The 22978-nt window shown below is 59.2% G+C and carries 23 protein-coding genes (1 of these 23 running past the window's edge); 10 read left to right on the top strand and 13 right to left on the bottom strand.

Annotation, left to right across the window (positions count from 1 at the left end; all coding sequences use genetic code 11):
* Positions 1-1131, bottom strand: the 5' portion of a protein-coding gene (gene tyrS / locus QMK54_RS28135; protein WP_110662979.1) for a tyrosine--tRNA ligase. It extends 69 nt beyond the left edge of the window; the window shows 1131 of its 1200 coding nt (coding positions 1-1131); it begins with the start codon at positions 1129-1131; its stop codon lies off the left edge, out of view.
* 212 nt (positions 1132-1343) lie between these two features.
* Here tyrS and QMK54_RS28140 point away from each other — a divergent pair, with 212 nt between their 5' ends.
* Complete coding sequence (locus QMK54_RS28140; RefSeq protein ID WP_320401654.1) at positions 1344-2762, top strand: peptidoglycan DD-metalloendopeptidase family protein; 1419 nt, start codon at positions 1344-1346, stop codon at positions 2760-2762.
* 2 nt (positions 2763-2764) lie between these two features.
* Positions 2765-3856: an anhydro-N-acetylmuramic acid kinase gene (locus QMK54_RS28145; RefSeq protein WP_320401655.1), complete on the top strand. Its 1092-nt coding sequence runs from the start codon at positions 2765-2767 to the stop codon at positions 3854-3856.
* A gap of 68 nt (positions 3857-3924) precedes the next feature.
* Here QMK54_RS28145 and erpA read toward each other — a convergent pair whose 3' ends face one another.
* Together erpA and argC are read right to left on the bottom strand one after the other, a co-directional pair.
* Positions 3925-4275 carry an iron-sulfur cluster insertion protein ErpA gene (gene erpA, locus QMK54_RS28150; RefSeq protein ID WP_027617200.1) on the bottom strand — a complete coding sequence of 117 codons (351 nt, stop codon included), beginning with the start codon at positions 4273-4275 and terminating at the stop codon, positions 3925-3927.
* A gap of 166 nt (positions 4276-4441) precedes the next feature.
* Positions 4442-5476, bottom strand: coding sequence for an N-acetyl-gamma-glutamyl-phosphate reductase (argC, locus tag QMK54_RS28155; protein ID WP_110659910.1), 1035 nt, complete (start codon positions 5474-5476; stop codon positions 4442-4444).
* A 135-nt stretch (positions 5477-5611) separates the two neighbouring features.
* On the opposite strand from argC, the gene hemJ reads away from it, so the two are divergent.
* From hemJ to coq7, 6 genes are all read left to right on the top strand, one after another.
* The gene (gene hemJ / locus QMK54_RS28160) at positions 5612-6043 is read left to right on the top strand and encodes a protoporphyrinogen oxidase HemJ (protein WP_223589935.1); all 432 of its coding nucleotides are present in this window, start codon (positions 5612-5614) and stop codon (positions 6041-6043) included.
* 33 nt (positions 6044-6076) lie between these two features.
* Positions 6077-7045: a nitronate monooxygenase family protein gene (locus QMK54_RS28165; protein WP_320401656.1), complete on the top strand. Its 969-nt coding sequence runs from the start codon at positions 6077-6079 to the stop codon at positions 7043-7045.
* A gap of 93 nt (positions 7046-7138) precedes the next feature.
* Positions 7139-8104 carry a DUF805 domain-containing protein gene (locus tag QMK54_RS28170; RefSeq protein ID WP_110659907.1) on the top strand — a complete coding sequence of 322 codons (966 nt, stop codon included), beginning with the start codon at positions 7139-7141 and terminating at the stop codon, positions 8102-8104.
* 61 nt (positions 8105-8165) lie between these two features.
* Complete coding sequence (locus QMK54_RS28175) at positions 8166-8954, top strand: SDR family NAD(P)-dependent oxidoreductase (protein ID WP_110659906.1); 789 nt, start codon at positions 8166-8168, stop codon at positions 8952-8954.
* Between the two features lie 80 nt (positions 8955-9034).
* Complete coding sequence (locus tag QMK54_RS28180; protein ID WP_008027110.1) at positions 9035-9373, top strand: histidine triad nucleotide-binding protein; 339 nt, start codon at positions 9035-9037, stop codon at positions 9371-9373.
* Between the two features lie 216 nt (positions 9374-9589).
* Positions 9590-10237 (top strand): 2-polyprenyl-3-methyl-6-methoxy-1,4-benzoquinone monooxygenase, encoded by a 648-nt coding sequence (coq7, locus tag QMK54_RS28185; protein ID WP_110659913.1) that lies wholly within the window; start codon positions 9590-9592, stop codon positions 10235-10237.
* A 116-nt stretch (positions 10238-10353) separates the two neighbouring features.
* Here the strand turns inward: coq7 and speD are convergent, their stop codons facing one another.
* The gene (gene speD / locus QMK54_RS28190) at positions 10354-11145 is read right to left on the bottom strand and encodes an adenosylmethionine decarboxylase (protein ID WP_103396606.1); all 792 of its coding nucleotides are present in this window, start codon (positions 11143-11145) and stop codon (positions 10354-10356) included.
* 239 nt (positions 11146-11384) lie between these two features.
* A complete protein-coding gene (locus QMK54_RS28195) occupies positions 11385-11807 on the bottom strand; it encodes an OsmC family protein (RefSeq protein WP_092277352.1) in 423 nt (140 codons plus the stop codon).
* 228 nt (positions 11808-12035) lie between these two features.
* Between QMK54_RS28195 and crp the strand changes: the two genes are divergently transcribed.
* Positions 12036-12680, top strand: a complete 645-nt coding sequence (gene crp / locus QMK54_RS28200; RefSeq protein ID WP_223589929.1) for a cAMP-activated global transcriptional regulator CRP — start codon at positions 12036-12038, stop codon at positions 12678-12680.
* 10 nt (positions 12681-12690) lie between these two features.
* On the opposite strand, the gene QMK54_RS28205 is transcribed toward crp, so the two are convergent.
* The 4 genes from QMK54_RS28205 to QMK54_RS28220 form a co-directional block, all read right to left on the bottom strand.
* Positions 12691-13392, bottom strand: a complete 702-nt coding sequence (locus tag QMK54_RS28205; RefSeq protein WP_320401657.1) for a lipoyl protein ligase domain-containing protein — start codon at positions 13390-13392, stop codon at positions 12691-12693.
* A 134-nt stretch (positions 13393-13526) separates the two neighbouring features.
* The gene (gene trpC / locus QMK54_RS28210) at positions 13527-14363 is read right to left on the bottom strand and encodes an indole-3-glycerol phosphate synthase TrpC (protein ID WP_223589924.1); all 837 of its coding nucleotides are present in this window, start codon (positions 14361-14363) and stop codon (positions 13527-13529) included.
* On the bottom strand, positions 14360-15409 hold the full coding sequence (gene trpD, locus QMK54_RS28215) for an anthranilate phosphoribosyltransferase (RefSeq protein ID WP_110662005.1): 1050 nt from the start codon (positions 15407-15409) through the stop codon (positions 14360-14362). The genes trpC and trpD overlap by 4 nt, the downstream gene beginning before the upstream one ends.
* Positions 15410-15418: 9 nt before the next feature.
* Positions 15419-16012, bottom strand: a complete 594-nt coding sequence (locus QMK54_RS28220) for an aminodeoxychorismate/anthranilate synthase component II (RefSeq protein ID WP_085727855.1) — start codon at positions 16010-16012, stop codon at positions 15419-15421.
* A 408-nt stretch (positions 16013-16420) separates the two neighbouring features.
* Here QMK54_RS28220 and estP point away from each other — a divergent pair, with 408 nt between their 5' ends.
* Positions 16421-18331 (top strand): esterase EstP, encoded by a 1911-nt coding sequence (gene estP / locus QMK54_RS28225; RefSeq protein WP_320401658.1) that lies wholly within the window; start codon positions 16421-16423, stop codon positions 18329-18331.
* A 218-nt stretch (positions 18332-18549) separates the two neighbouring features.
* On the opposite strand, the gene trpE is transcribed toward estP, so the two are convergent.
* From trpE to QMK54_RS28245, 4 genes are all read right to left on the bottom strand, one after another.
* Positions 18550-20031 carry an anthranilate synthase component I gene (trpE, locus tag QMK54_RS28230; protein ID WP_320401659.1) on the bottom strand — a complete coding sequence of 494 codons (1482 nt, stop codon included), beginning with the start codon at positions 20029-20031 and terminating at the stop codon, positions 18550-18552.
* A 70-nt stretch (positions 20032-20101) separates the two neighbouring features.
* Positions 20102-20920: a phosphoglycolate phosphatase gene (locus QMK54_RS28235; protein WP_110662002.1), complete on the bottom strand. Its 819-nt coding sequence runs from the start codon at positions 20918-20920 to the stop codon at positions 20102-20104.
* Entirely contained in the window at positions 20917-21591 is a 675-nt protein-coding gene (gene rpe, locus QMK54_RS28240; protein ID WP_110662001.1) for a ribulose-phosphate 3-epimerase, read from the bottom strand. Before rpe ends, QMK54_RS28235 begins: the two co-directional genes overlap by 4 nt.
* An 80-nt stretch (positions 21592-21671) precedes the next feature.
* Complete coding sequence (locus QMK54_RS28245) at positions 21672-22820, bottom strand: iron-containing alcohol dehydrogenase (protein ID WP_110662000.1); 1149 nt, start codon at positions 22818-22820, stop codon at positions 21672-21674.
* Positions 22821-22978: the final 158 nt, after the last annotated feature.

Consider the following 22978-nt stretch of genomic DNA (forward strand, 5'->3'; position numbering starts at 1 on the left):
CGCATATATAAAGGTGCGATCGACAACCTCACCATCTATACGCACACCACCGGAACCGAGGAGATCACGAGCCACCGCCGAGTTCTTGACCAACCCCGCCTTATTAAGGACAGCAGCGATCGGCATATCCTCGGCAGCAGTCAATTCGATTTCCGGCAGATCATCCGGCAGCTCACCATCCTTCATGCGGTTACCGGCGGCACGATGAGCATTGGCAGCAGCCTCCTCACCATGGAAGCGCGCAACGATCTCTTCGGCCAGCTTGATCTTGATATCACGCGGGTTGGCACCTGCTTCGACATCAGCACGGAACGCATTGATTTCATCCATGGAGCGGAAGCTGAGCAACTCGAAGTAACGCCACATCAGCGCATCCGGAATGGAAACCAGCTTGCTGTACATCACGCCCGGCGCTTCCTGGATACCGACATAGTTGCCCAAGGACTTGGACATCTTCTTCACGCCATCCAAACCCTCAAGCAGCGGCATGGTCAAAATGCACTGGGCTTCCTGGCCATAACCACGCTGCAGTTCACGCCCCATCAGCAAGTTGAACTTCTGATCGGTGCCGCCGAGCTCGACGTCTGCGCGCAGGGCTACAGAGTCGTAACCCTGAACCAGCGGATACAGGAACTCGTGAATGGCGATCGGCTGATTGGTCGTGTAGCGCTTGTCGAAGTCATCGCGCTCGAGCATGCGAGCCACGGTGTACTGCGAGGTCAGGCGAATGAAGTCAGCCGGCCCCATCTGATCCATCCAGGTGGAGTTGAAGGCCACTTCGGTTTTTGCCGGATCCAGAATCTTGAAGACCTGAGTCTTGTAGGTCTCGGCGTTCTCGAGGACTTGCTCGCGAGTGAGCGGTGGACGCGTAGCACTCTTGCCGCTCGGATCACCGATCATCCCGGTGAAGTCACCAATCAGGAAGATCACCTGATGCCCCAGCTCCTGGAACTGGCGCAGCTTATTAATAAGCACGGTGTGACCCAAGTGCAGATCCGGAGCCGTTGGATCGAAGCCTGCCTTAATACGTAGCGGCTGGCCACGCTTGAGCTTTTCAATCAGCTCGGACTCGACCAACAGTTCTTCCGCACCACGTTTGATCAGCGCTAGCTGCTCTTCAACCGACTTCATAACCAACCTGCAAGGCTCAGATTCAAAGGGAACCAACCATACAAGATCGCACGTCAAATACAAGGTTTGCCCGGCGCACGGACGCCAATCCGCAGGCAGAGCACCTATGGACTTGCTTCAGAGATGATTTGGTTATATTTTATACAGTTATTTCATCTTCATCATGTCATTCATCTTTTCCAATTCATCCTTTTTCAAAGTCAAAGCCACTTATGACCACAGAATCGTCTAAAGCGCCGCCGCTTTACCCGAAAACCCACTTGCTTGCCGCAAGTGGCATCGCCGCCCTTCTCAGTCTGGCGCTCCTGGTATTCCCTTCCAGCGATGTTGAAGCCAAAAAGACGACCCTTAGTCTTGAACTGGAAAGTCCTGCTGAACAACTGACACAAGATCAAGACGCTGCTGACGTCGTTCAAGCCACAAATGAACCAGCAACTTCCCCCTTCGCGCAGATCGACAACAGCGCCGAGGACACCCAGCAAGCCGTTCAAGCCGAGCCGGTGCCGGTCGTCGAAGAAAAGAAGCCGGCAAGCCACAGGGAAGTGATCGTTGCCAAGGGCGACACCCTTTCCACGCTGTTCGAGAAAGTCGGCCTCCCCGCCACTTCAGTGCATGAAATACTGGCCAGCGACAAGCAGGCCAAGCAGTTCAGCCAGCTCAAGCATGGGCAAAAACTCGAATTCGAACTGAGCCCGGATGGCCAGTTGACCAACTTGCACAGCAAGCTCAACGACCTCGAAAGCATCAGCCTGACCAAGAACGACAAGGGCTACACGTTCAACCGCATTACTGCGAAACCGACCGTGCGCTCCGCTTACGTTCACGGCGTGATCAACAGCTCGCTGTCGCAATCCGCGGCGCGTGCTGGCCTGTCTCACAGCCTGACCATGGACATGGCCAGTGTGTTTGGCTACGACGTCGACTTCGCCCAGGATATTCGCCAGGGTGACGAGTTCGACGTGATCTACGAGCAAAAGGTGGTCAACGGCAAGGCTGTCGGCAACGGCCCGATCCTGTCAGCGCGCTTCACCAACCGCGGCAAGACCTACACCGCCGTGCGTTACACCAACAAACAAGGCAACAGCAGCTACTACACCGCTGACGGCAACAGCATGCGCAAGGCGTTCATCCGCACACCGGTGGACTTCGCCCGCATCAGCTCGAAATTTTCCATGGGCCGCAAGCACCCGATCCTGAACAAGATCCGCGCCCACAAAGGCGTCGACTACGCTGCGCCACGCGGCACGCCGATCAAGGCTGCCGGTGACGGCAAGGTATTGCTGGCGGGTCGCCGTGGCGGTTACGGCAATACCGTGGTTCTGCAGCACGGCAATACCTACACCACGCTCTACGGCCACATGCAAGGCTTCGCCAAAGGCGTGAAGACTGGCGGCACGGTGAAACAGGGCCAGGTGATTGGCTACATCGGCACCACCGGCCTCTCCACCGGCCCGCACCTGCACTATGAGTTCCAGGTCAATGGCGTGCACGTCGACCCACTGGGCCAGAAACTGCCGATGGCCGATCCGATTGCCAAGGCCGAACGCGCACGCTTCCTCGCCCAAAGCCAGCCACTGATGGCGCGCATGGAACAGGAAAAAGCCACTCTGCTAGCTTCGAGCAAGCGTTAAGCATGGCGCTCTATATAGGTGTGATGTCCGGAACCAGCCTTGATGGCCTGGACATCGCGCTGATCGAGCAAGCCCCGGCGATCAGGCTGATCGCCTCCCACTACATCCCCATGCCCGATTCCCTGCGCGCCGAGCTGCTCAGCTTGTGCGCCAGCGGCCCGGACGAAATTGCCCGCTCCGCCATCGCCCAGCAAAACTGGGTGAAACTGGCCGCCCAAGGGATTCATGCCCTCCTCGCTCAGCAGCAACTGAAACCTGACGACATTCGTGCGATTGGCAGCCATGGCCAGACCATCCGCCACGAACCGGCACGCGGCTTTACCGTGCAGATTGGCAATCCGGCCTTGCTGACAGAGTTGACCGGCATCACCGTGGTCAGCGACTTCCGCAGCCGCGACGTCGCTGCCGGCGGACAAGGCGCACCACTGGTTCCCGCCTTCCACGAAGCACTGTTTGAAGAACGGGCCGGCCATCGCGCCGTGCTGAATGTCGGTGGTTTCAGCAATCTGAGCCTGATTGAGCCCGGCAAGCCTGTCGCCGGCTTTGACTGCGGCCCAGGCAATGTCCTGCTGGACGCCTGGATACATCAGCAACGTGGCGACAACTATGACCGTGACGGCCAATGGGCTGCCAGTGGCAAGGTTCAACCGGTTCTATTGAATGAGCTGCTCAGTGATCCGTTCTTTGTAACCAGGGGCCCAAAGAGTACCGGCCGGGAAGTATTCAACCTGCCTTGGCTGACACAACACCTCGCACAACTGCCAGCCTTCGCCACCGAAGATGTTCAGGCAACGCTGCTTGAGCTGACCGCGCAGACCATCATCGAATCACTGCAAAGCGCCCAGGCGGACACGCAGGAACTACTGGTCTGCGGTGGCGGCGCCCACAACACTGCGTTGATGAATCGCCTGGCCAGCCTGTTGCCAAACACGAGTGTCAGCAGCACCGCTACTTACGGTGTAGACCCCGACTGGGTCGAAGCCATGGCCTTCGCGTGGCTGGCTCATTGCTGCCTCGAAGGCATCGCAGCCAACCGTCCGAGCGTTACAGGTGCCCGCGGCCTGCGCGTACTCGGCGCCATCTACCCCGCGTAAACCCTCCAGACAGCAAAACGCCGCACGGCCCTGAGGCTGTGCGGCGTTCTGTGAAACAGATGCGCTGATCAGATCGAGAACGAAGAACCGCAACCACAGGTGGTGGTCGCATTCGGGTTCTTGATGACGAAACGCGAACCTTCCAGGCCTTCCTGGTAGTCCACCTCGGCACCTGCCAGATACTGGTAGCTCATCGGATCGACCACCAGACTCACACCTTCGCGCTCGACGATGGTGTCGTCATCGGCCACTTCTTCATCGAAGGTGAAGCCGTACTGAAAACCTGAACAACCGCCGCCCGTAACAAATACGCGCAGCTTCAAGCGATCATTCCCCTCTTCATCGACCAGGCTCTTCACCTTGTGCGCGGCACCGTGGGTGAATTGCAAAGCCGTGGGGGTGAAGGATTCGACGCTCATGCTGACTATCTCCCGGCGTTACGCCGTCATATTGCGTGATGACGCGCATTATCCGCTTCTCCTAGAAAAGCGGTCAACTATTGTTATGGTATATCAACCAATCCAATCGCTGGCCCGAAATGCAAAAAGGCCCGTCAGACGGGCCTTTTGCTGTACGCGATTACGCTTACGGCAGCATGCCGGCGTGGGACAGGCCCAGACGCTCATCCAGCCCGAACAGAATATTCATGTTCTGCACAGCCTGACCCGAAGCGCCCTTGACCAGGTTGTCGATCACCGACAGCACAACCACCAGATCACCATCCTGAGGGCGATGCACGGCAATACGGCAGACGTTGGCACCCCGTACGCTACGCGTCTCCGGATGGCTGCCGGCCGGCATGACGTCAACGAACGGTTCGTTGGCATAACGCTTTTCGAACAGCGCCTGCAGGTCCACCGAGCGATCAACAACGGTTGCGTAGAGCGTCGAGTGAATGCCGCGAATCATTGGCGTCAGGTGCGGAACGAAGGTCAGGCCGACGTCCTTGCCCGCTGCACGACGCAGGCCCTGGCGGATTTCCGGCAAATGACGGTGCCCTTTGACCGCATAGGCCTTCATGCTTTCCGACGTCTCGGAGTACAGCGAGCCTACGGAAGCACCACGGCCAGCACCGCTGACGCCGGATTTGCAGTCAGCAATCAGATGCGCAGTATCAGCCAGGCCCGCTTCGAGCAATGGCAGGAAACCCAATTGCGTCGCAGTTGGGTAGCAGCCAGGCACGGCAATCAGGCGTGCTTTCTTGATCTGCTCGCGATTGACTTCCGGCAAGCCGTAGACCGCCTCGTCCAGTAGTTCCGGCGCGCCGTGCGGCTGGCCGTACCATTTGGCCCACTCATTTGCATCTTGCAGACGGAAGTCGGCCGACAGGTCGATGACTTTGGTCCCGGCCGCCAGCAATTCGCCCGCCAACGCATGGGCAACACCGTGCGGCGTGGCGAAGAACACCACATCGCAAGCGCCCAGGGTCTTGATGTCCGGAACACTGAATGCCAGGCCGTCGTAATGGCCTCGCAGGTTCGGGTACATGTCGGCTACGGCCAGGCCGGCCTCGGATCGGGAAGTGATGACTACCACTTCAGCTTGCGGATGCTGTGCCAACAGACGCAGCAGTTCGACACCGGTGTAACCCGTGCCGCCGACGATACCGACCTTGACCATAAACCTGCCCTCAACGAACCCACTGGAAAGCCGTCGATAATAGGGCCCGCGCGCCCCTGCGACAACCGGCAAGGTGACGTGCGGAGCGTCAAGCCTCTACTATTCCGGCTACCGTGAATTGGGGAATAACTAAAAATGCTCTATCTGTGGCTCAAAGCGTTTCATATCGTCAGCGTCGTGTGCTGGTTTGCCGGCCTGTTCTACCTGCCAAGACTGTTCGTTTATCACGCACAAAGTGAAGACACGATCAGCAAGGAACGCTTCAGCGTCATGGAGCGCAAGCTGTATCGGGGCATCATGGGGCCGGCGATGATCGCCACGCTGATCTTTGGCGGCTGGTTGATCAGCCTCAATCCGAGTGCGTATTTCACCCAGGGTGGCTGGATGCACGCCAAGCTGACGCTGGTGGTGATTCTGATCGGCTACCACCATATGTGCGGCGCGCAGGTAAAACGTTTTGCCCGTGGCGAAAACACCCGCAGCCATGTCTTTTTTCGCTGGTTCAATGAAGTGCCGGTTCTGATATTGCTGGCAATCGTAATTCTGGTCGTCGTTCGGCCGTTCTAAATCCAACAGGCACAACTCACCGGGGTACTTCCAATGTCGCTGCCCGCTCTGCTCGAACAACGCTTGCGTCTGCCCGTGGTGGCAGCACCGATGTTCCTGATTTCCAATCCGCAATTGGTACTCGCCTGTTGTCGTCAGGGCGTGGTCGGCAGCTTTCCGGCGCTGAATCAGCGTGAAAGCAGCGGTTTCAAGGCCTGGCTGGAAGAAATCGAAGCCGGACTGGCGACACTGGAAAACCCCGCGCCTTATGCCGTGAACCTGATCGTGCACAACAGCAATCCGCGGTTGCAGGCGGATCTGGATATCTGCGTCGAACACAAAGTGCCGATCGTGATCACCAGCCTTGGCGCTGTGAAAGAACTGGTCGACGCGGTGCACAGCTATGGCGGCCTGGTGTTCCATGATGTGACAACTCGTCGTCATGCCGAAAAAGCGGCCGAAGCAGGCGTCGATGGTTTGATTGCCGTGGCTGCCGGGGCCGGTGGACATGCCGGGACCTGGAGCCCGTTCTCGCTGATTGCCGAAATTCGCCAATTCTTCGACAAGACCCTGTTGCTGGCCGGCTGCCTCAACCATGGCCACGAAATTCTTGCCGCTCAATTGCTCGGCGCGGACCTGGCCTACTTTGGCACACGATTTATCGGCACAACCGAAAGTCACGCGCCCGACGCCTATAAAGAAATGCTGCTGACATCCAAAGCGGCAGACATCATCCATACTCCAGCGGTGTCAGGTGTTCCCGCGAGCTTCATGCGCCAGAGCCTGGAAGCCGCCGGTTTCGACATGGCCGCCTTGCAAGGCAAGGGCGAGATCAACTTCGGTTCCAAACTCAAACCTGTGAGCGATGAGGCCAAAGCCTGGAAAACCGTTTGGTCTGCAGGTCAGGGTGTAGGAGAAATCGAGGACTTGCCGAGTGTCGAGCAGTTGATTGCCCGTCTCGACGAGGAGTACCGCAAGGCCCTGGAAGATGCCGCCCGGTTGACCAAACGCTGGCCACGCTGACAGCAAACCTTGCCCAGTCTCGCCCGACTGACCTTACAGTCGCCCGGGCACAACCTTCTTCTTTCAACCTCTCGCGACAAGGATGCTTCGCACATGGGCGAAAATCATTTCAAGATCGTATTCGAAGGCGCCTTGCTGCCCGGTGTCGACATCACCACGGCAAAACTCAATCTCGCCGAGTTGTTCAAAAGTGATGTCTCGGCCATCGAGCGCTTGTTCTCCGGGCGTCCGGTAGCGCTCAAACGCAACCTGTCGCAAGCCGATGCCCAGACCTACCTCCAGGCGCTGAGTAAAACCGGTATCGATGCCCGCATCGAAGCCGAAACACCGATCGAGTTGAACCTCGCCGACGTGCATGACCACATTCCGGCCAGCAGCCAGGCCACACCGGCAGATCCGCAGTCCCCTTACGCCCCGCCTCGCGCCCCCGTCGGCGAAGCCGTGGCGGAATTCGCCACACTCAAGCCATTCAGTTTCGATGGCCGTATCGGCCGCTTGCGTTACCTTGCCTGGACCCTGGTACTGACGCTTGTGCTCTCGGCAGTTTGCGGGGTGTTTGCCTTGGTTGCCCTGGCCCTCATCAGCGCGGATTCTACCGCCGGCCTGATATTGGGCGGCTTGCTGGCCTTGATCCTGTTTGTCGGATTTGCCTTCGTCAGCATCCAGATCACCGTTCAACGTTTGCACGATGCTGGCTGGTCCGGCTGGCTGTGGCTGTTGAACCTGGTGCCGTTTGTTGGCAGTTTCTTTCCGTTTGTGGTCATGGCCGTGCCGGGCAACGAACTGGCCAACCGCTACGGTCCGCCGCCTCCACCGAACAGCACCGCAGTCAAGGTATTGTCCTCGCTCTGGCTGGTCGTTATTGCGCTGATTCTGTTTGGCGCGATGGCAGGTGGCCTCTCGGCGATACAGGAAGAATACGAAAACGCCGCACAGAGCAGTTACGAAAGCAGCTCGGTCATCACCGATGAAATCGACGTCGAGGCCGAACCGGCGCCAAATTCCACCGACGATGCAGCCGAAAAGGCCCAGCCCCCTGTAGACTCTGCGAAAGAATGAACAGCGCTCCTGGCCCGTGACACCTGCGTCGCGGCGCGGAGCTGTTGCGATGGAGAACTGCATGACCCGTTACGCTCTGATCACTGGTGCCTCCAGCGGCATCGGCCTGGCAATGGCCGAAGCGCTGGCCCGGCGCGGCCGCAGCCTGATTCTGGTGGCCCGACAGCGTGATCAGCTGGAAAGTATTGCGATTGAACTGACCCAAAGGTTCGGCGTGGAAGTGTTGTTCCGTGCCTGCGACCTGGGCGAACCGCTGCGCCTGTCCGGATTCCTGCTGGAGCTGGAAGAAGGCGACAGGCAGATCGATCTGCTGGTCAACTGCGCCGGTATCGGTACATGCGGCCCGTTTCTGGCCCAGGACTGGATGACCGAGCAAGATCTGATCGAAGTCAACATCCTCGCCCTCACCCGCCTGTGCCACGCCATCGGCAACAGCATGGCCCTGCAAGGCGGCGGGCAGATTCTGAATGTGGCCTCGATGGCGGCGTTTCAACCGGGGCCGTGGATGAGCACCTATTACGCCAGCAAGGCGTATGTGCTGCACTTTTCCGAAGGATTGCGCGTCGAGCTGAAAAAGTGCGCGGTCAAGGTTTCCGTGCTCTGCCCTGGACCGACCCGCACGGCGTTTTTCCGCACCGCGCAACTCAACAGCGAAAAACTGACCAACAGCAAACTGCTGATGAGCCCCGAGGAAGTGGCGCTCTACACCGTGCGCGCACTGGAAAAGAATCAAGCGATCATTATTCCCGGACGGCGCAACCGCTGGTTCGCCTTCCTGCCAAGGCTCGGCTCGCGCTGGCTGACTCGCACAATCGCCGGCATGGTCAACAAGGCCTACTGCCCGCGCTGATCCAACTCAAGGTAAAAGGCTGGGCGCTGGCATACGCCATGAGTACACTCAGCCCAGCTCAAACAACGGAGAAAAAAGCTGTGGATACTCTGTTCACCAAGATCATCAACCGGGAAATCCCGGCAAAGATCATTTACGAGGACGACCAGGTACTGGCCTTCCACGACATTGCCCCACAGGCACCGGTACATTTTCTGGTGATCCCGAAGAAGCCGGTTCGCACCTTGAACGACCTGACCGAGGACGACAAGGCATTGGCCGGGCACATTCTGTTCACCGCCCAGCGCCTGGCACTGGAGCTGGGCTGTGAAAAAGGCTTCCGCGTCGTCATGAACTGCAATGAAGAAGGTGGGCAAACCGTCTACCACATTCATATGCACGTACTGGGTCAGCGCCAGATGCACTGGCCGCCGGGCTGATTACCCCCTCCCCTTTGTGGGAGCGGGCTTGCTCGCGAAGAGGGTCTCACCTTCAACATCTTTGTTGACTGATACTCCGTCTTCGCGAGCAAGCCCGCTCCCACAAAAAGAATGGCTTCACAGCACTGTCACAACCTCTGCTTCACAATGACCCAGCGCAAACCTTCCCTGGCCGATTGGGTTAAACTGGCCACCGAAATTCCCCCGGAGGTCAGCATGACTACCCAACGTCACTACTCGCCGATTGACCGCCTTCTGCTGCAAGCCGATGCCGCGATGCGCACCCTGCTGCCCTTCAGTGGCCAGCCGTACCGTCCGTCGCCCGCCATCGTGCAGCCGGATGCGAAAATGAGCGATGAAGACACGCGCCACGTTGCCGGCCTGATGCGCATCAACCATACCGGCGAAGTCTGCGCCCAGGCGCTGTACCAGGGGCAGGCGCTGACCGCCAAACTGCCGCAGGTACGTGCCGCGATGGAACATGCCGCCGAAGAAGAAATCGACCACCTGGTCTGGTGCGAACAACGCATCCATCAGTTGGGCAGCCACACCAGCATTCTCAATCCGCTGTTTTATGGCATGTCGTTCGGGATTGGCGCAGTGGCCGGCCTGATCAGCGACAAGGTCAGCCTGGGGTTCGTCGCGGCAACGGAAGACCAGGTGTGCAAACACTTGAACGAACACCTGGAGCAATTGCCCGCCGAGGACGAGAAATCCCGGGCAATTCTTGAGCAGATGCGCATCGATGAAGAACAGCATGCCGAAAGTGCGCTGAAGGCTGGCGGGTTCCGCTTTCCGGCACCGGTGAAATTCGGGATGAGTTTGATGGCCAAGGTGATGACCAAGAGTACTTATCGGATCTGATTTCCAGGTCGCCTGATAGGGCCTCTTCGCTGGCAAGCCAGCTCCTACCAGGAATGTAATTGGCAATAAAAAAGGCGACTGCCGTGAGGTAGTCGCCTTTTTTGTGTTCGAAAATTTTACGCCATATTGCGCGCGTAGAAGATTTCGAGCATTTCGTGTTTCACCCGCTCGGTCACCTGGGCACGTTGCTCAGAGGACAGGCTGCTGGTGGCGTCGCCGAACAGGTAGTTATCCAGTTCGAAGTTCTTCAGCAGCATTTTGGTGTGGAACAGGTTTTCCTGGTACACGTTCACGTCGGTCATCTGGTACGCGTCGCGAGTGTCTTCGGAGAGGTAGTTCTGGATCGAATTGATCTCGTGGTCGATGAAGTGCTTTTTGCCTTCAACGTCACGAGTGAAGCCGCGCACACGGTAATCCACGGTCACGATGTCCGAATCGAACTGGTGAATCAGGAAGTTGAGCGCTTTAAGCGGTGAAATGACCCCGCAAGTCGACACGTCGATGTCCACACGGAAAGTTGCAATACCGCTGACCGGATGGATCTCCGGGTAGGTGTGCACCGTGATGTGGCTCTTGTCGAGGTGGGCCAGAATGATTTCGGGCAGCGGGCCCGGGGACTCTTCGATCTGACTGTCGGTCGGGGTGACCGGCTCTTCCGAGATCAGGATCGTTACGCTGGCGCCCTGCGGCTCATAATCCTGACTGGCGATGTTCAGGATATTGGCACCAATGATATCGACAACTTCCGTGAGGATCTGCGTCAGGCGTTTCGCGTTGTACTCTTTATTGATGTACTCAACGTAAGCCTGCTGGTCTTGCGGGGTTTCCGCGTAGCAGATGTCATAGATGTTGAAGCTCAAGGTCTTTGTCAGGTTATTGAACCCGTGGAGCTTGAGTTTGCTTTTCACCGTTAAAAACTCTCTATGTGCTTGCGGCCCGGCCGCGTGATCAAGCATGCCCGTCAGATGCGAACAACGCACCTGCGTAGGACGGTTAACACCTCTTCGCGATGGCGATTTTGGTTGTCTGTTCGGGTGCGCGGCCTGTCGGTTGACGGGCCACTACCCTGAAAAAAGTGGCGCATTATGCAGACGTCAGCTTGGGTTCGCCAGAGTCTGCACTGCTTTTATGATAGTTGAATGTCGATTCAACCGAGTTCGATGATCTCGTAGTCGTGGGTAATTGCCACGCCTGCCGCGCCGAGCATGATCGAGGCCGAGCAATATTTTTCGGCAGACAATTCGATGGCGCGCTTGACCTGGGCTTCTTTCAGCCCGCGACCCTTGACCACGAAATGCATGTGGATCTTGGTGAAAACCTTTGGATCTTCGCTCGCACGCTCGGCTTCAAGGAAAGCTTCACAGCTCTCGACCGCCTGGCGGGACTTCTTGAGGATGCTGACCACATCGAAATTGCTGCAACCACCAACACCCAGCAGCAGCATTTCCATCGGCCGGACACCCAGGTTACGTCCACCGGCATCGGGCGGCCCGTCCATGACCACGACATGACCACTACCGGATTCGCCGAGGAACATGGCTTCGCCAGCCCATTGGATGCGTGCCTTCATCGCCAAGACTCCACTGTATAAAAAAGGGTCGCCAGCTTAGCACAGGCCCCGTGATTGACAGCGCCCGGCGTCCTAGGACATATCCCACAGCCTTGTAGGTAAATGCTCGAATTTTTCAGGAAGTGTCTGGTAAGCTGACGCCAATTCAATGGCGCATGGCCAGCCTCACTCCAGCGTTCACTATTTATAAAAACCAAACATACCGTGCAGTCTTTTCGGGATACAACCATGGTTGCTATTGCCCCCACCCCCAAGATCAAGAACCTCGACAAGCTGTTGATGCATTGCCAGCGCCGCCGCTATCAGGCCAAGAGCAACATTATTTGCGCCGGCGACCGCTCGGAAACGCTGTTCTTCATCATCAAAGGCTCAGTCACCATCCTGATCGAAGATGACGATGGCCGGGAAATGATCATTTCCTACCTGAACGCCGGGGACTTTTTCGGTGAGCTGGGCCTGTTTGAGCAAGCCGGTCTGGAGCAAGAGCGCAGCGCCTGGGTGCGGGCCAAGGTTGAATGCGAAGTTGCGGAAATCAGCTACGCAAAATTCCGCGAGTTATCCCTGCAGGATCCGGACATTCTTTACGTCCTCAGCGGACAAATCGCACAGCGCCTGCGCAACACCACGCGCAAGGTCGGTGACCTGGCATTCTTCGACGTGACCGGTCGCGTCGCCCGCTGCCTGCTGGAGCTGTGCAAACAGCCAGACGCCATGACTCATCCCGACGGCATGCAAATCAAGGTAACCCGTCAGGAAATCGGGCGGATTGTCGGTTGTTCCCGGGAAATGGTCGGTCGGGTGCTCAAGGATCTGGAAGAGCGCAACCTCGTGGACGTCAAAGGCAAGACCATGGTGGTCTTCGGTACGCGATAAGCTCGCAAACCTAGCCGCTGAACATCTGCGCCAGCATCAACCGGTAGAGTTCGTCGAGACGTGCCAGCGCATCGGGCGCGGCGAACTTCTCATGCAGGGCAATATGGCTTTCGGCGCGTACTCGTTGTTCCAGACCGCAGGCCTCGTTGAAACGATTGACCGCAGCGACCATCGCCTCTCGCTCGTTATCCACCAGCATCGCCCCATGTACCAGTCCCACCGGACGCTGCCCCCCCTGACTCTGACGCCAGCGCTGGGCGGTACCGACCATCTTGCGCCCATCGAGATTGACGTTGAAGCGACCGTCACAGAAAGCACCTTCGATTTCACCCAGCGACGAAGTGCCACCCAGTTCATCCAGCAACTGGCAAATCGGGTCGCACAGACGACGGTAACCGGACTCGATGCGGTTCAGGTCGCCTTCGCTGCGGGGCGGCGCATAAACCAGCGCGATGTTGATCGTGGTGGCGGATTGCGGCACCGGTTCGCCGCCGGTATCGCGTAACAACACAGGCCAACCCGCCGCAGCCGACACTTCGCAGGCGGCTTCGAAGCCTGGCAAGCGGTTCAGGCGACGGGGCATCACGAGTGCCTGGTCACTGGGTTGCCAGAACAGCAGGCCGAATTCCCCATTGCCAGCGCAGACCGAGGCCAACAGATCCTGTTCGGCTTGCAGGCCGGCTTCGATGGTGAGGGCGGTTGGCAGTGACATGAAGAACTCCGACAGGCATGAGGTCTTTGGGGAATTTTCGGGCCCCTTCGCGAAAAAGCCCGCTTCCACATTTGATCGCGGTCTAATGTGGGAGCGGGCTTGCTCGCGAAGGAGTCGCCTCGGTCTGCGGGCGATCAGTCGAGGGTCGAACCGCTGACAGGCACGCCGCGCTCAGGGAAGAACAGACGCTGCAACTCGGTACCCGGGCTTTCGGCGCGCATGAATGCCTCGCCGACCAGGAATGCGTAGACGTCGCTGATTTCCATCAGTTCGACATCGGCGCGATTGAGAATGCCGCTCTCGGTGATGACCAGACGATCACGCGGAATACGCGGCAACAGGTCGAGAGTGGTTTCCAGGCTGACTTCGAAGGTGTGCAGGTTGCGGTTGTTCACGCCAACCAGCGGAGTGTCGAGGGTTTTCAGGGCCCGCTCCAGCTCGTCGCCGTCGTGGACCTCAACCAGCACGTCCAGGTTGACGCTTTTGGCCACGGCTGCCAGTTCGGCCATTTTCACGTCATCCAGCGCGGACACGATCAACAACACGCAATCGGCACCCAGGGCTCGGGCTTCGACGATCTGGTACGGATCGATCATGAAGTCCTTGCGGATCACCGGTAGCTGGCACGCCGCGCGGGCCTGCTGCAGGTAGGCGTCAGCGCCCTGAAAGTAGTCGATGTCGGTGAGTACCGACAGGCAAGTCGCGCCGCCCTTCTCGTAGCTTCTGGCGATATCGGCGGGAACGAAGTTCTCGCGGATCACGCCTTTGCTCGGCGAGGCTTTCTTGATTTCGGCAATGACTGCCGGCTGCTTCATCTTGGCCTGAGCCAGCAAGGCCTTGGCAAAACCACGGGGTGCATCGGCCGCCTTGGCCAGGTTTTCCAGCTCGGCAAGGCTCACGCGAGCGCTACGCTCGGCGACCTCCTCGACCTTGCGCGCCAGAATCTTTTCCAGAACCGTCGGCACACTCATCCTTCATTCTCCACTTTGAATACCGCGGTAAACGCACCCAGCTCCTCGAGCTTTTCTCGAGCGAGGCCGGTGTGCAGCGCATCGTGCGCCAAGGCAACGCCTTCTTTCAGGCTGCTGGCATGGTCCGCCGCGTAAAGTGCGGCACCGGCATTGAGCATGATCATCTCGGCCGCCTTCTGACCGTTCTCGGTCTTGCGCTTGCCCAGGGCATCGCGAATCAATTCCAGGGACGCCGCCGGGCTATCCACCGCCAGGCCATGCAGGCTCTGGCTCTTCATGCCGAGGTCTTCCGGCTCGACCCAATACTCGGTGATCTGGTCGTTTTTCAGTTCTGCCACGAAGGTCGGTGCTGCCAGGCTGAACTCATCCAGGCCATCCTTCGAATGCACCACCAGCACATGCTTGCTGCCCAGACGCTGCAACACTTCCGCCAGCGGTCGGCACAAGGCCTGGGTGAATACGCCAACTACCTGATGCTTCACACCGGCCGGATTCGTAAGCGGGCCGAGCATGTTGAACAAGGTGCGCAAGCCCAGGTCACGACGCGGGCTTGCGGCGTATTTCATCGCAGAGTGATGCGTCTGGGCAAACATGAAACCAATACCAACGTTGTCAATGCAGCGCGCCACTTGCACCGGCGTCAGGTTCAGGTAGATGCCAGCCGCCTCCAGCAGGTCGGCGCTGCCGCTCTTGCCCGAAACAGCACGGTTGCCGTGTTTGGCCACCGTACAGCCGGCCGCCGAAACCACGAAAGCGGAAGCGGTCGACACGTTGAAGATGTTGGCACCGTCACCGCCGGTGCCCACCACATCGACCACACCGTCGAGGGTCTTGAGCTCGACCTTGTCCGCCAGCTCGCGCATCACCGACACCGCGCCGACGATCTCGTCGATGCTTTCGCTCTTCATGCGCATGGCCATCATGAACGCGCCAATCTGCGCGTCCGAGCATTGCCCGGTCATGATTTCGCGCATGACATCGCGCATTTCATCGGTGCTGAGGTCGAGGTGATCGACGATACGGCTCAGGGCTGTCTTGATGTTCATGATAAGTCCTTAGCGCGTGCCGCCGGTTTGTTTGAGGAAGTTGGCGAAAAGCTCGTGGCCCTGCTCGGTGAGGATCGACTCAGGGTGGAACTGCACGCCTTCGATGTTCAGGGTCTTGTGACGCAGGCCCATGATCTCGTCGACCGAGCCGTCTTCGAGTTGGGTCCAGGCCGTCAGCTCCAGGCAATCGGGCAGGGTTTCGCGCTTGACGATCAATGAATGATAGCGGGTCACCGTCAGCGGACGATTCAGGCCTGCGAAGACACCCTTGTCCTCGTGAAATACCGGGCTAGTCTTACCGTGCATCACTTGACGGGCGCGCACCACATCACCGCCAAAGGCCTGGCCGATGGATTGGTGGCCGAGGCAGACGCCAAGAATCGGCAGCTTGCCGGCGAAATGCTTGATCGCTTCAATCGAGATGCCGGCTTCGGTCGGGGTGCAAGGACCGGGGGACACAACGATGCGCTCGGGGTTGAGGGCTTCGATTTCAGCGATGGTCAGTTCATCGTTGCGCACGACCTTGACCTCGGAGCCGAGCTCGCCCAGGTACTGCACAACGTTGTAGGTAAAGGAGTCGTAGTTATCGATCATCAGCAACATGGCGTTTAGAACCTCTTGAATTCACTGACTTTTAAGATGGCCTTCGAATGATTGACCCGCAGAGCGCTGCGCTTTGTCAGGTGCTGGAGTAGCGCCAGCAAAGCGGCATTTCAAACGGGTGAAGAAGGCGAAGCGGTACAGGTCCGGCGAAGCCGGCAAAAGAATTCAGGCGCGCCAACGCCAGCGGGCGTGTGCCTTGATGACTTGATCCAGGAGTTTACTGATGATCAACACGGGGAAGGTCTCGTTCGTACGTCCCGGCACAGTAACTTAGCTGGGCAGAGCGTGCAATATCGCCGGGGGTACTGCCCGCGAAACTCTTAAAGGCTTCGCGACAGATGGCAAAAGGCCGAACGTTTTTGGTACTGTCGTTTCGTTCACTAAAACAATAAATAAACGGACTTGCTCATGATCAAACAGTCGTTGTTTGTACCGCTCGCAGGATGCTTGCTCGCGATGGCATGCGCCCAGGCGAACGCCGCACCCAATCCTTATACAAGCTTCGTGGTCTTCGGGGACAGCCTCAACGATGCCGGGACCTTTGCCGACACCGGCGGGCCTGCCGGGTCGACGCAGCGCTTTACCAACCGGACGGGGCCGGTGTACCTGGATGGCAGCGGCGAAGTCCGCTCGCTCAACTCCACACAGATACTGGGCGGAAAACTGGGGTTCTCGGCGGACCAGACCGCATCTTCATCGTCGGCGGTGCGCGTCAGCAACGGCCAGCCCGATGGTAACAACTGGGCTGTGGGTGGCTACCGTACCGACCAGATTCTGGATTCGATCACCAGCACCTCCGCCACCGGCGAACGCACCCGGGCCGGCTATCTACCATCCAATAACTTCCGCGCCGACCCGAACGCGCTGTATTACCTGTCGGGTGGCGGCAACGACTTCCTGCAAGGTCGCGTCACCAGCCTGCCCCAGGCCAGTGCCGCCGCCGACCGCCTGGCCGACAGCGTGCAGACTCTGCAAACCGCAGGCGCCAAATACGTCATGGTCTGGTTGCTGCCCGATATCGGCTTTACCCCGGCGTTCAACGGCACCCCGCTGCAAGCCTTCACGTCCCAGCTCAGCGCCCAGTTCAACACTGAACTGGTGAGCCGACTGCAGAACATCAATGCCGAAGTCATCCCGCTCAACATTCCGGTACTGCTCAAAGAGACGTTCGCCAACCCGGCGCAGTTTGGCCTGGCCACCGACCAGAACCTCATCGCCACCTGCTTCAGCGGTAACGGTTGTACCGAGAATGCCCGCTTCGGCATCAACAGCGCCACGCCGGACCCGACCAAGCTGATCTTCAACGACTCGGTGCACCCCACCGAAGCCGGACAGCGCCTGATTGCCGATTACGCGTATTCCCTGCTGGCGGCGCCGTGGGAGCTCACCCTGCTGCCGGAAATGGCCCAGGGCACTGTACGCGCGCACCAGGATGAACTGCGCAATCAATGGCTGGCCGATTGGGAAAACTGGCAGGGCGTCGGTCAATGGCGAGCCATTGTTTCGGGGGGCGGACAGCACCAGGACTTTGACAGTCAGGACAGCGCGGTCAGTGCCGACGGCAACGGAGCCAACCTGAACATCGGTGGCAGCTACCGTATCGATGATGCCTGGCGCGTCGGCTTGGCGGCCGGGTTCTATAACCAGAAGCTCGAGGCCGGCAGCAACGACTCCGACTACAAGCTCAACACCTACCTGGGCACGGCATTCGCCCAATACCAGCAAAACCGTGTCTGGGCTGACGTGGCATTGACGGCAGGGCATCTGGATTACGACAGCCTCAAGCGCAAGTTCCAGCTGGGCGTCAACGAACGCGGTGAAAAAGGCGATACCAGTGGCTACGTCGAGGCCTTCAGCGCTCGCCTGGGTTACGACATTGCGCAACAAGCCAGCAGCCCTTGGCATGTGTCGCCGTTTATCAGCGCTGATTTCTCCAAGGCGAAAGTCGACGGCTACTCGGAGGACGGCAACAATTCCACGGCGCTGACCTTTGCCGATCAGGAGGTTATTTCCCGACGCCTGGGCGCTGGCCTGCAGGGTAAATACCAGATTACCCCGCAAACCCAGGTGTTCGGCGAAGCGGCAATCGAGCGTGAGTACAACGACGATACCCAGGATGTGGGCATCAACCTCAACACCTTGCCGAACAACCAGTTCACTCTGGAAGGCTACACCCCGCAAAGCCACTTGCAGCGGGTGAACCTGGGCGTGAGCCATAACCTCACCCGCGATCTGGCATTGCGCGCCAGCTACAACATCCGCAAGGACGACGACTTCACCCAACAGGGCATCAACGTAGGTGTTGCGCTGGACTTCTGATGTGCAGGCAATAAAAAACGCGGCGCCCTTACAGGCGCCGCGTTTTTTATTGGGGTGAATACTTTTGTGGCGAGGGGGCTTGCCCCCGCTGGGTCGCGAAGCGGCCCCAAGATCTGCAGTCGCGGTGTATCAGGTACACCGAGTGCGAGGTTTGCGACTGCTTCGCAGCCGAACGGGGGCAAGCCCCCTCGCCACAAAAGCTCCCTCACCACGTGAGCTCAGCTTTCCGGGGTTTGTTCGGCCAGGGCAACGGCGCGGAACATCGCGCGGCGCTTGTTCAGGGTTTCTTCCCATTCCAGTGCCGGTACCGAGTCGGCAACGATGCCGCCACCGGCCTGCACGTGCAGCTCACCGTTCTTGATCACCGCCGTGCGGATCGCAATGGCGGTGTCCATGTTGCCGTTCCAGGCGAAGTAGCCGACGGCACCGCCGTAGACGCCACGCTTGACCGGTTCCAGTTCGTCGATGATTTCCATCGCGCGGATTTTCGGCGCACCGGACAAGGTGCCCGCCGGCAGAATCGCCCGCAGTGCATCCATCGCCGTCAGTCCGGCTTTCAGTTGCCCGGTGACGTTGGACACGATGTGCATCACGTTGGAGTAACGCTCGATGACCATTTTCTCGGTGAGCTTCACCGAGCCGATTTCCGATACCCGCCCGGTGTCGTTGCGACCGAGGTCGATCAGCATCAAGTGTTCGGCGATTTCCTTGTCATCCGACAGCAGGTCTTGTTCCAGCGCCAGGTCAGCCTCTTCGCTGGCGCCCCGCGGACGGGTGCCGGCAATCGGGCGCACGGTGATGAGGTTGTCTTCGACCCGCACCAGCACTTCCGGCGAGCTGCCGACGACGTGGAAGTCGCCGAAGTTGAAGAAGTACATGTAAGGCGTCGGGTTGAAGCAACGCAGCGCCCGGTACAGATCGATCGGCGCCGCCTTGAAGTCGATCGACATGCGCTGGGACGGCACGACCTGCATGCAGTCACCGGCCAGGATGTATTCCTTGATCGTGTCGACGGCTTTTTCGTAATCGTCCTGGGTGAAGCTGGAGCGAAACACCGGGTCTGCCGCTTGTTGCTTGCTGAAGTCCAGGCCACGACGCGGGGTGATCGGCTGACGGAGTTGTTCCAGCAGCTCTTCCAGGCGGGCGCGACCTTGCTCGAAAGCATCTTCCTGAGCCGGGTCAGCCAGGACGATGGCGTGCATCTTGCCAGCCAGGTTATCGAACACCACGACGGCATCGGAGACCATCAGCAGAATGTCCGGCACGCCCAGCGGATCCGGGTTCGGGCATTTGCCCAGGCGCTTTTCCACATAACGCACGCAGTCATAGCCGAAATACCCTACCAGGCCACCGTTGAAGCGCGGCAGGCCGGCAATGGTCGGCACGTTGTAGCGAGCCTTGAAGGCCTCGACGAAGGCCAGCGGGTCTTCCACGTCGTGACTTTCGGTCTCGACGCCATCGACGGTCACGCTGATGTGATGGTCGTGAACCCGCAGCACGGTGCGGCACGGCAGGCCGATGATCGAGTAACGGCCCCACTTCTCGCCACCCTGTACGGACTCCAGCAAGTAGGAATTGGGCTCGTCAGCCAGCTTCAGGTAGATCGACAGCGGTGTGTCAAAGTCGGCCAGGGTTTCGCAGGCAAGCGGAATGCGGTTGTAGCCGGCAGCGGCCAAACGCAGGAATTCTTCGCGGATCATGAGGTGCCTCGTGGCTTGAGGGTCGAACAGTCAGGTATGCAAACGCGCCGGATAACCGGCCAGGATCAAGTCAGGCGCGCCAACGCCAGCGGGCCAGGGCCTTGATGACTTTCATCCAGAGTTTGCGAGTGACCACCACGATGGCGTTTCCAGAAGGGGGTTGGACAGCGTCGGCCAACGTTATCTCAGCGGCCGGATCCAGGCAACCGGGAATTAGTTTGCGCAAGTCGTCGATGACCAGCGCCGGCGACTCTTCGGCTATCGGCCGGCCGTGGTTATAGCCGTAGCTCAGGGCCACGCACTTGACCCCCGCCGCTTTCGCCGCCAGCACATCGCTGCGCGAGTCACCAACGAACAACGACTGCGAAGCCGGAATGTTGGCCATCTTCATCACGAAAAACAGCGCGGCCGGATCGGGTTTTTTCTGTGGCAAGGTATCGCCGCCGATGATCCAGCGGAAATAGCGGCCGATCTTCATCTGATCCAGCAGCGGCGCGACGAAACGCTCCGGCTTGTTGGTGATCAGTGCCATCTCGACACCCTGCTTTTTCAACCATCTGAGGGTGTCGCGCACGCCGGGGTAAACCACGGTCAACTCATGGCTCTCGCCATAAGCCTGCATGAAATACTCCAGCGCCCGATCGGCCTCGGCGTCATCGACCGCCGAATGATCAATAGCGCCAGCCAGCGCACGACGCACCAGTACCGGCGCGCCATTGCCGACCCACTCGCGCACCGCTTCCAGACCGGCGGGTTGGCGACCGAGATTGAGCAGCATCTTGTCCACAGCCACTGCCAGGTCCGGGACCGAGTCGATCAGAGTACCGTCCAGATCGAACATCACCAGCCGCGGCAGTTGCCCCGGGAACAGCTGCTCAAAGCCACTCATGGGCGAGCCAGCGCCAGTTCGGAACGCATCTTGTCGATGACTTCCTGATAGTTCGGTGCATTGAAGATGGCCGAGCCGGCGACGAAGGTGTCAGCACCGGCCGCAGCGATTTCGCGGATGTTGTTCACGTTCACGCCACCGTCGATTTCCAGGCGAATGTCGCGGCCCGAAGCATCGATCAGTGCCCGCGCTTCGCGCAGCTTGTCGAGGGTACCGGGGATGAACTTCTGCCCACCAAAGCCCGGGTTGACGCTCATCAGCAGGATCATGTCGACCTTGTCCATCACGTACTTGAGCACGTCCAGCGGGGTCGCCGGGTTGAACACCAGACCCGACTTGCAGCCGCCCTCGCGGATCAATTGCAGGGAACGGTCAACGTGCTGCGAGGCTTCCGGGTGGAAGGTGATGTAGGTCGCGCCGGCTTCGATGAAGTCACCGACGATGCGGTCCACCGGGCTGACCATCAGGTGCGCGTCGATCGGTGCGGTAACGCCGTACTTGCGCAATGCCGAGCAGACCATCGGGCCGATGGTCAGGTTCGGTACGTAATGGTTGTCCATGACATCGAAATGCACGAAGTCGGCGCCGGCGGCCAGGACGTTGTCCACTTCTTCACCCAGGCGGGCGAAGTCGGCGGAGAGAATCGACGGAGCAATTACGAAGGGCTGCATGACGCACCTTTTCTGAGCAGAATCACGATGGCGCGCATTGTATACCTCATGCTTTGACGCGCGCACCGTGAGCGCGATGATCAGTAGGCAGCGCGGTAGATCTTCTCGATATCAATCGCGCTCAATTTGCGCGGATTGTTGCGCATCAAGCGCTCAATGCCCGCGGCTTCCACTGCCATGGCGGGGATGGCGTCTTCGGGAACCCCAAAACTGCGCAGGCCCTGAGGAATTTCCACAGCCGCACACAATTCGGTCATGGCCTCCACGGCTTTGTCGGCCGCTTCATTGACACTCAGATGAGCGGTCTTCACCCCCATGGCTTCGGCAATATCCTGCATGCGTTCGATGCAGGCCATCTTGTTCCAGGTCATGACATAGGGCAGTAGCAAGGCATTACTGACCCCGTGGGCAATATTGAAACGCCCGCCCAACGGATACGCCAGCGCATGCACCGCGCCAACCCCGGCATTGCCGAACGCCATGCCGGCCATCAGGCTGGCGGTGGCCATGTCTTCCCGGGCTTGCAGGTTCGACGGGTTGGCGTAGGCCTTGGGCAGCGCCTTGGCGATCAGCTTGATGGCGCCGATGGCCAGTGAATCGGTAATCGGCGAAGCGTTGACCGACAGATAGGACTCGATGGCATGTACCAGCGCATCGACGCCACTGGCCGCCGTGACGCTGCGCGGACAGGTCAGGGTCATTTGCGGACTGACCAGCGCCACGTCCGGCAACAGGTAGTCGCTGACGATACCCTTCTTCAATTGCGCGACCTTGTCGGAAAGGATGGCGACGTTGGTCACTTCCGAACCGGTGCCGGCTGTGGTGGGGATGGCAATCAGCGGCGGACCTTTGCGCGGCACCTGATCGATACCGAACAGATCCTCCAGCGCGCCGTGGTAGCCGGCATAGGCCGCCACGCTCTTGGCGATGTCGATGGCACTGCCGCCGCCCAGGCCGATCAGGCCGTCATGCCCGCCTTCGCGGTAGACCCGCATGCAGTCTTCGACGATGGCGATTTCCGGATCGGGCAGTACCCGATCGAAGATCTCGTAAGTCCGATCCCCCAGCTGTGCCAGTGCCAGTTCTACCGTGCCGGATTTGACCAGGGCGGCATCGGTGACGATCAGCGGGTGGTCGATGTCCAGGCGCGTCAGTTCGGCGGACAGCTGCTCGATGGCACCTGCGCCGGTGATCAGTTTGTGAGCAATTTTGAAAGAGGAAAGACTCATGTGCGCAGCCTCTTATAGGTAGGGGAGCTGGGCACAATAGTAGCTGGGGAATGGGGTTTGTCTGCCATTCAGGTCGTGAATGACCGAGATCCAATGTGGGAGCGGGCTTGCTCGCGAAGGCGGTGTGTCATTCAACTGATACATCAACTGACACTCCG

It is taken from the genome of Pseudomonas sp. P5_109 (genome assembly GCF_034009455.1).
GTDB lineage: Bacteria > Pseudomonadota > Gammaproteobacteria > Pseudomonadales > Pseudomonadaceae > Aquipseudomonas.